Below are 7,300 nucleotides of genomic sequence, written 5' to 3'. Positions count from 1 at the left end.
GCGGGGCTGGAAGCCGCGCAGGTCAAGTCGCTGACGGCGGCGCAGCTGGGCGCCATGAGCACCAGCCAGATCGCGGCCATCGAAACCGCAGACCTGCAGGAGCTCAGCGCCACCCAGATCAAGGGCCTGACCACCGACAGCGTGAAGGCGCTGACGGCTGGCCAGGTGGGCGCCATGAAGTACGCCCAGGTCGCCGCCTTGAGCACGGCGCAGATCGCCCAGATTTCGACCGAAGGCATCGCCGCCTTGGGCACGGAACAGGTGAAGGCGCTGACGGCGGCGCAACTGGGCGCCATGAGCACCAGCCAGATCGCGGCCATCGAGACCGAAGACCTGGCGCAGCTCAGCGCCGCCCAGTTGAAGAACCTGGGCACGGACAGCATCGTCGCGCTGACCACCGACCAGGCCAGCGCCCTGACCACCGCCCAGATCAAGGGCATGAGCGTGGCGCAGATTACGGCCATGGAAACGGCCGACCTGGCCAAGCTGGGCACCGAGCAACTGGCGGCCTTGAGTGCGGCGCAAATCAAGGGGCTGACCACTGGCCAGGTGGAAAGCCTGAGCACGGATCAAATCAAGGGCCTGCAGGGCGCGCAGATTGCGGCCCTGAGCACCGACCAGATCAAGGTGCTGGGCACGGGGCAGATCGCGGGGCTGGAAGCCGCGCAGGTCAAGTCGCTGACGGCGGCGCAGCTGGGCGCCATGAGCACCAGCCAGATCGCGGCCATCGAAACCGCAGACCTGCAGGAGCTCAGCGCCACCCAGATCAAGGGCCTGACCACCGACAGCGTGAAGGCGCTGACGGCTGGCCAGGTGGGCGCCATGAAGTACGCCCAGGTCGCCGCCTTGAGCACGGCGCAGATCGCCCAGATTTCGACCGAAGGCATCGCCGCCTTGGGCACGGAACAGGTGAAGGCGCTGACGGCGGCGCAGCTGGGCGCCATGAGCTCCAGCCAGATCGCGGCCATCGAGACCGAAGACCTGGTGCAGATCACCGCCGCCCAGTTGAAGAACCTGGGCTCTGACAGCATCAAGGCGCTGACCACCGACCAGGCGGCTGCGCTGACCACCAGCCAGGTGGCGGCCCTGACGGCAACGCAACTCCAGGCGATGGAAACCGAGGACTTGGTCAAGATCAGCACCGACGGCATCAAGGCCCTGACGGCAACGCAGGTCAAGGCAATGACCACCGACCAGGTGAAGAGCCTGACCACCGATCAGGTCATCAACCTGAACAGCGCCCAGATCGCCAGCCTGACCCCGGATCAGGTGGCGAACATGACCACCGACCAGATCGCCAGCCTGACCACCGACCAGACAAGCGCACTGACCGCAGCCCAGGTGAGCGCCATGAACACGGATCAAATCCAGCAATTGGCCATTCCCCAGTAGTCTTTACAGGCTTTAGCGCCTGCGGCGCTGGCATAAGCTCTGGCGTCCCCCGGCATCTTGCCGAGGTGGACGCCAGGGTTTTTTTGTTCTGGGGAGGGGCATCGTGTCCGAGCGTCAAAACATCGACTACGCAACCGCCGTGAATCTGGTCTGGCTTCGCCAGATGGAGTTTGCGCAACTGCTGGAATACGCCGATCAACTGGCAGCAACCGGCTCGCCGGGGCTGATCGCGGTGCTTTACCGCACCTGGCTGGAGCGCCGCCCGGACTCACCGTGCAACCCCTTTGCCTGGTTCAACCTGGGGACGGTGCTGTTCGGCGATGGCGACGTGGACGGCGCGGGCCAGGCGTATGAGCAAGCCCTGGCGCTGATGCCGGATTTCGTGCAGCCACGCTTCAACCTGGGGCTGGTGCGCGAGCGCCAGGGGCGGGTCGATGACGCCATCGCCCAGTGGCAGCTGGTGCAGGAGCATGCAGACCCCGGCAAGCCGGAGCAGCGCCCCATCCTGATCAGCGCCCTGAACAACCAGGCCCGCGTGCAGGAAGGGCGCAAGCAGTTTGGCGATGCCATGGAATGCCTGAACCGCAGCCTGGCGCTGGAGCCCGGGCAGACCGACGTGCTGCACCACTGGATCTTCATCCGGGCCAAGCAATGCCTGTGGCCGGTGTATGAGCCGCCCGCAGGGGTGAGCCTGGAACTGCTCCGCAATTCCACCTCCGCGCTGGCCCTGCTCAGCCTGTCGGACGACCCGCAAAAGCAGCTGGAAACCGCCCGGGGATATGCGCAGCGCAAGCTGCCCGCCAACCTGCCCAGGCTGGCCCCGCAAGAGGGCTACCGGCACGAAAAAATCCGCATTGGCTACTGCTCCTCGGACTTCTGCCTGCACCCCGTCTCCATGCTCATCGTGGAACTGCTGGAGCTGCACGACCGCGCGAAATTCGAGGTCTATGGCTTTTGCTGGTCGCCCCATGATGGATCGGCGCTGCGCCAGCGCGTGGTGAACGCGTTCGACCACTATGTGGACATCCGCGCATTGAACGAGGAAGCCGCAGCCCGCCTGATACGGGCGCATGAAATCGACATCCTCATCGACCTGCAGGGCCAGACTGCTGGCGCGCGCATGCACATGCTGGCCTTGCGGCCCGCGCCCGTGCAGGTGACCTACCTGGGCCTGCCCGCCACCACGGGCATGTCGTGCATCGACTACGTGATAGCCGACCGATTCCTGATCCCCGAGGAATATGCCGGCAACTACTCGGAAAAGCCCATTTACATGCCCGACGTCTATCAGGTGAGCGACCGCAAGCGCCTGTGCGCGCCAGCTCCCACGCGCAAGCATTGCGGCCTGCCCGCAGAAGGCTTTGTGTTTTGCTCGTTCAACAACAACTACAAATACACCCCCGAAGTATTCGACGCCTGGATGAACATCCTGCGGCGCGTGCCGGGCAGCGTGCTGTGGCTGCTGTCGGACAACCCCTGGGCGCAGGCCAGCCTGCAGCGCGAAGCGGCGGCCCGGGGCATGGCCCCCGAGCGCCTGGTATTTGCCGAGCGCGCCCTGCCCGAGCAATACCTGGCCCGCTATGTCCTGCCCGATCTTTTTCTCGACACCTTCCCCTTCAACGCCGGAACCACCGCCAACGACGCGCTATGGATGGGCGTGCCCGTCTTGACCCTCACCGGGCGCAGCTTCGCGGCGCGCATGGCGGGCGCCCTGCTGACCGCCGCCGGATTGCCCGAGCTGATCACCTACGACCTGCAAGCCTATGAGGACAAGGCGGTGGAGCTGGCCACCACTCCCGGCGCCTGCCTGCGCCTGCGCGAGCATCTGGAGGCTGTCCGTGCAAACGGGGTGTTGTTCGACACGCCGCGTTTCGCGCGCAATCTGGAGCAGGAGTTGATCAAGCTGCTGCCGCAGAAAAGCCAATGCCCACTGAATGAATCCACGGAGTAGTTGATGTCTCATCCCCAGCAAATGTTTTTCATTGCCAATTGCGCAAGAAACCTTGCGGCATATTTTCATGAAAAAAAGGTACTTGAAGTCGGCAGCTTGAATATCAACGGCAGTGTTCGCGATTTTTTTGAGGACTGCAATTATCTGGGGCTGGACGTGGCAGAGGGCAGGGACGTGGATCTGGTCTGCAAGGGGGAGGATTATGGTGCCCCCGCAAGTTCATTTGATGTTGTAATCAGCTCTGAAATGTTTGAACATAATAAGAATTATGTCAAATGCTGGCTCAATATGATAAGAATGATGCGGGAGGATGGTTTGCTCATCTTCACCTGCGCCACCATGGGGCGGCGCCAGCATGGCACGACAAAGTACCAGCCCCAGGCATCCCCTCTGACGGTTGCCGCAGACGATGAGTACTATAAAAACCTGACTGAAATTGACTTCACCAGTGTGGTGGGAATGGATGCTTTTTTCAGTGTCTGGAGTTTTTTCGAGGATCGTACCTCCCATGATATTTATTTCATGGGGGTCGGTTCCCGGGCCTCTCAAGAGAGGCAAGTGGAGGCTCAGGCGTTGATCAATGGATTCCGGGAGTATTTCTACAAGAAAAATGTGCTCGGGGAATATTGAGAATGTCTGGATGCGGAAGTTGCTATTGGCTGGTCAGGCAGGCGTTTGCAATGTGTCATGAAAAAATTCGACTCCGCAATTCCCCGTAAGCATCGAGAAATGTCTTGTCCTGCGTTTCGTTGTACGCCAGCTTGAGCGCATCGCTGGCGATGGCCTCGTTCCTGAACTGCGCGGTGGGCAGCGCAGACCAGGCGCATTGAAAGGTGCTGTAGGGCGCGCACTGCCACGCGCCCTGCGCCAGCAGCAGCGATGCCATGCGCTCGATGATGAACACCTTGCGCGGCACTTGGCCGGGGTAGGTCGTGGGGGCGTTGACTTTCGCGGCCAGCGGGGAATCGCCTGCCTCGGCCAGCTGGAAAATCTTTTCGCACAACGACAGCCAGTGCTGCCAGAACGCAGGCCGGGCCACGATGAAGTTGCTGAAAACCACGTGCCGCGAGTCCATCACCAGGGCGCGCAAGTCCGCTGGCTGGCCCAGGTGTTCCAGCAGCTCCTGGCAGGTGGCGAGAAAGCCGGGGTCGAAAGTCTCGCCCTGCTCGAACACGTTGAGAAAAAAGGCGCCCATGTCCGCCTGGGGGCTGAAGGTGTACACGTCGGCGCCGGGGCGGTCGCGCATGAACTGGATGACGCGGGCGCCGGTCAGCCCGGTCTTGCGGGTGAACTTGGGCGACAGAAAGCCGTAGTAGGCGTGCGCGTCCAGCGTTGGTTGCGCCAGAAAGTGGCGCATCGGCCAGTACTCGCGCCAATCGGGGCGCGGGTTGGCGCGGTTGTCCAGGATGGCGATGTCCGGGTCGGTCTGCGTGAGGGTGTCGGCAGACCAGGCCAGGCTGAAAAGCCGGATGTCTGGCAAACCGGCGGGCGTTTGCGTCGGCGTCACCTGCGCCAGTGCGGCCTGCGCCTGGGCAAAGTCGGGCTTTTGCGCCAGAGCCGCGCCGAAAGCCTGCCGCGCACCGGCCAGGTCGCCGCTGTCTTTCAGCAGCACCCCCAGGTTGAAATGCGCCGCCCAGTCCTGCCCCGAAGGGCCGCGCGCCAGCCATTGGCGGTAGGCATGGATGGCCCCCGGGCCGTCGCCTGCGGCCTGCAGGGCTTGCGCCGTGGCGATGAGGTCGGCAACGCCGTGAGGCGCTGGCGGCGGGGCGTGGTGCGCGCTGGGGCGGGACAGGGACATGGCGGTGCGAAGGGTGGCGAAGAGTTGGCGCCAGCGCTGCATGCCCGCCATGCATGCATCGACGTATCGGCATGGACGTATCAAGAGGCAACTTGGCTTGCAAATCATTTTTACATGCGCTGCATGCAGCCCTAAAGTTCTCTGGCGGCCGTCCGAAAACTTACATAACGGGACGTTTGAAGCACGCAATGACGCCCCGCCGTTCAACAGGCTGCCTGTGCAGGCGCTGTGAACGCTGAGGCCAGATGGTTCTGGGCCCAGTTGGCAGCAAAGCCACAACCAGTTAGTTCTTTCAGGAGAGTAATCATGGCATCCACCATCAATACCAACGTCGCCTCGCTCATGGCCCAGCGTAATCTGGGTGTGAGCCAGAACTCCCTCAACACCACCATCCAGCGCCTGTCGTCGGGCCTGCGCATCAACAGCGCCAAGGACGACGCCGCCGGTCTGGCCATTTCGGAGCGCTTCACCAGCCAGATTCGCGGCCTGAACCAGGCCGTGCGCAATGCCAACGACGGCATTTCGCTGGCGCAGACGGCCGAAGGCGCGCTCAAGAGCTCGGGCGACATCCTGCAGCGCGTGCGTGAGCTGGCCGTGCAGTCGGCCAACGCCACCAACAGCGCATCCGACCGCCAGGCGCTGAACGACGAAGTGAACCAGCTCACCGCCGAGCTGGACCGCATCGCCAAGACCACCGACTTCAACGGCCGCAAGCTGCTGGACGGCTCCTTCACCAGCGCCGCCTTCCAGGTGGGCGCCAATGCCAACCAGACCATTACCGCCACTTCGTCCAACTTCAGCACCAGCGCCTATGGCAACTACCGCATCGGCGGCAAGGCAGCTACGGCTACCGACAATGGTGGCGACTTGACGATGGGCAGCACGGCTAGTGCCATCGTGGCGCAGGGCGGAGGTACTGGTACTTCGGCCATCGCTGCAGGCGCGATCACCATCAATGGTGCTTATGGCACGCAGACGGTGGCTTACGATGCTGGTACATCGGCCAAGGACATGGCTGCGCTTATCAACGCGCAGACCGAAAAGACTGGCGTGACTGCCTCGGCACGCACCGAGGTGGGGCTGGCTGGTTTGACGGAGGACAAGTCCTATACGCTGCAGATTGCGTCTAACAACAAGGATGACCAGCCTGCCACCATTTCGTTCACGGTGGGCGCCAAGCTGAATTCCGACGGCCTGAGCGACGCGGTGAAGGCGTTCAATGACGCATCGTCCAAGACGGGTGTCACGGCCCGTGTCAGCGACGATGGCAAGAACCTGGTGTTGACCAACGCTGCAGGCAACGACATCAAGTTGGTGAATGACTCCGAGTCGGGCAATGATCTGACCGTGTCGCTGGCCAACGACAGTGCGACGGCCATTGGCGGGGATGCTGCCTTGGCCGCAACGGGTGCCGCCACGGATGCAGCGGCTTTTTTGGGTGCTAGCTTGGTTGTGACTGGCCAGATCACCTTGGATTCGTCCAAGTCGTTCAGCGTCGCTAGCGACCAAGATGGCTCGGGTGGCGATGGCAGCTTCCTGAATGCCGCTGCTGACACCGCAGCCGCCAGCCAGCTGCAGACCGTGCAGAACATGGACGTAAGCACGGTGGACGGCGCCAACCGCACGCTGGCCATTGTGGACGCGGCCATCTCCGCCATCAGCGGCCAGCGCGCCACCTACGGTGCCCTGCAGTCTCGCTTCGAGACGGCAGTGAACAACCTGCAGACTTCGGGCGAGAACATGTCCGCCGCCCGCAGCCGCATCCAGGACGCCGACTTCGCGGCCGAAACCGCCAACCTGTCGCGCGCCCAGATCCTGCAGCAGGCCGGCACCGCCATGGTGGCCCAGGCCAACCAGCTGCCCCAGGGCATTCTGGCGCTGCTGCAGTAAGCAGGGCAGGCGCAAGGGGCCGCACCCGCCGGCAAGCGGTCGGCGGCCTTGAGGTGACACGGGGCAGTGGCGATGCAAGTTGCCACTGCCCCTGTGCCTTGTGCCGATGCCTGATGTGCCGATGGCTTGTGCAGAAATATCGGCGCCGGGCGGAAGATTGGCGGTTTTCCGGGGGCTTATTGGCGCGATGCAAATGGAGCGAGGGGCGGATAATTCCAGTGATTCGCCCGGATCGTCAGCACGCTCCCGGGCCAACCCGTGTTTTTCAG

4 protein-coding genes and 1 pseudogene are annotated in these 7,300 nt (G+C 63.2%); 4 read left to right on the top strand and 1 reads right to left on the bottom strand.

The window, feature by feature from the left end; all coding sequences use genetic code 11:
- The 3 genes and pseudogenes from BV908_RS22500 to BV908_RS18395 form a co-directional block, all read left to right on the top strand.
- A pseudogene (locus tag BV908_RS22500) lies at positions 1-1,392 on the top strand (heme utilization protein); the annotation flags it as partial.
- 103 nt (positions 1,393-1,495) lie between these two features.
- Complete coding sequence (locus tag BV908_RS18400) at positions 1,496-3,343, top strand: tetratricopeptide repeat protein (RefSeq protein WP_246867544.1); 1,848 nt, start codon at positions 1,496-1,498, stop codon at positions 3,341-3,343.
- A 3-nt stretch (positions 3,344-3,346) separates the two neighbouring features.
- Complete coding sequence (locus BV908_RS18395; protein WP_146052271.1) at positions 3,347-3,973, top strand: methyltransferase domain-containing protein; 627 nt, start codon at positions 3,347-3,349, stop codon at positions 3,971-3,973.
- Between the two features lie 55 nt (positions 3,974-4,028).
- Here BV908_RS18395 and BV908_RS18390 read toward each other — a convergent pair whose 3' ends face one another.
- Positions 4,029-5,141: a tetratricopeptide repeat protein gene (locus BV908_RS18390; protein WP_246867543.1), complete on the bottom strand. Its 1,113-nt coding sequence runs from the start codon at positions 5,139-5,141 to the stop codon at positions 4,029-4,031.
- A gap of 306 nt (positions 5,142-5,447) precedes the next feature.
- On the opposite strand from BV908_RS18390, the gene BV908_RS18385 reads away from it, so the two are divergent.
- The gene (locus BV908_RS18385; RefSeq protein ID WP_103738853.1) at positions 5,448-7,031 is read left to right on the top strand and encodes a flagellin; all 1,584 of its coding nucleotides are present in this window, start codon (positions 5,448-5,450) and stop codon (positions 7,029-7,031) included.
- The last annotated feature ends 269 nt before the right edge of the window (positions 7,032-7,300 follow it).

The sequence above is a fragment of the Diaphorobacter sp. LR2014-1 genome (assembly GCF_002916785.1).
In the GTDB taxonomy this organism is placed as follows: domain Bacteria; phylum Pseudomonadota; class Gammaproteobacteria; order Burkholderiales; family Burkholderiaceae_C; genus Diaphorobacter; species Diaphorobacter nitroreducens.
The sequence above is the reverse complement of the archived record's forward strand: the minus strand, read 5'-3'. Positions and strand labels throughout refer to the sequence as shown.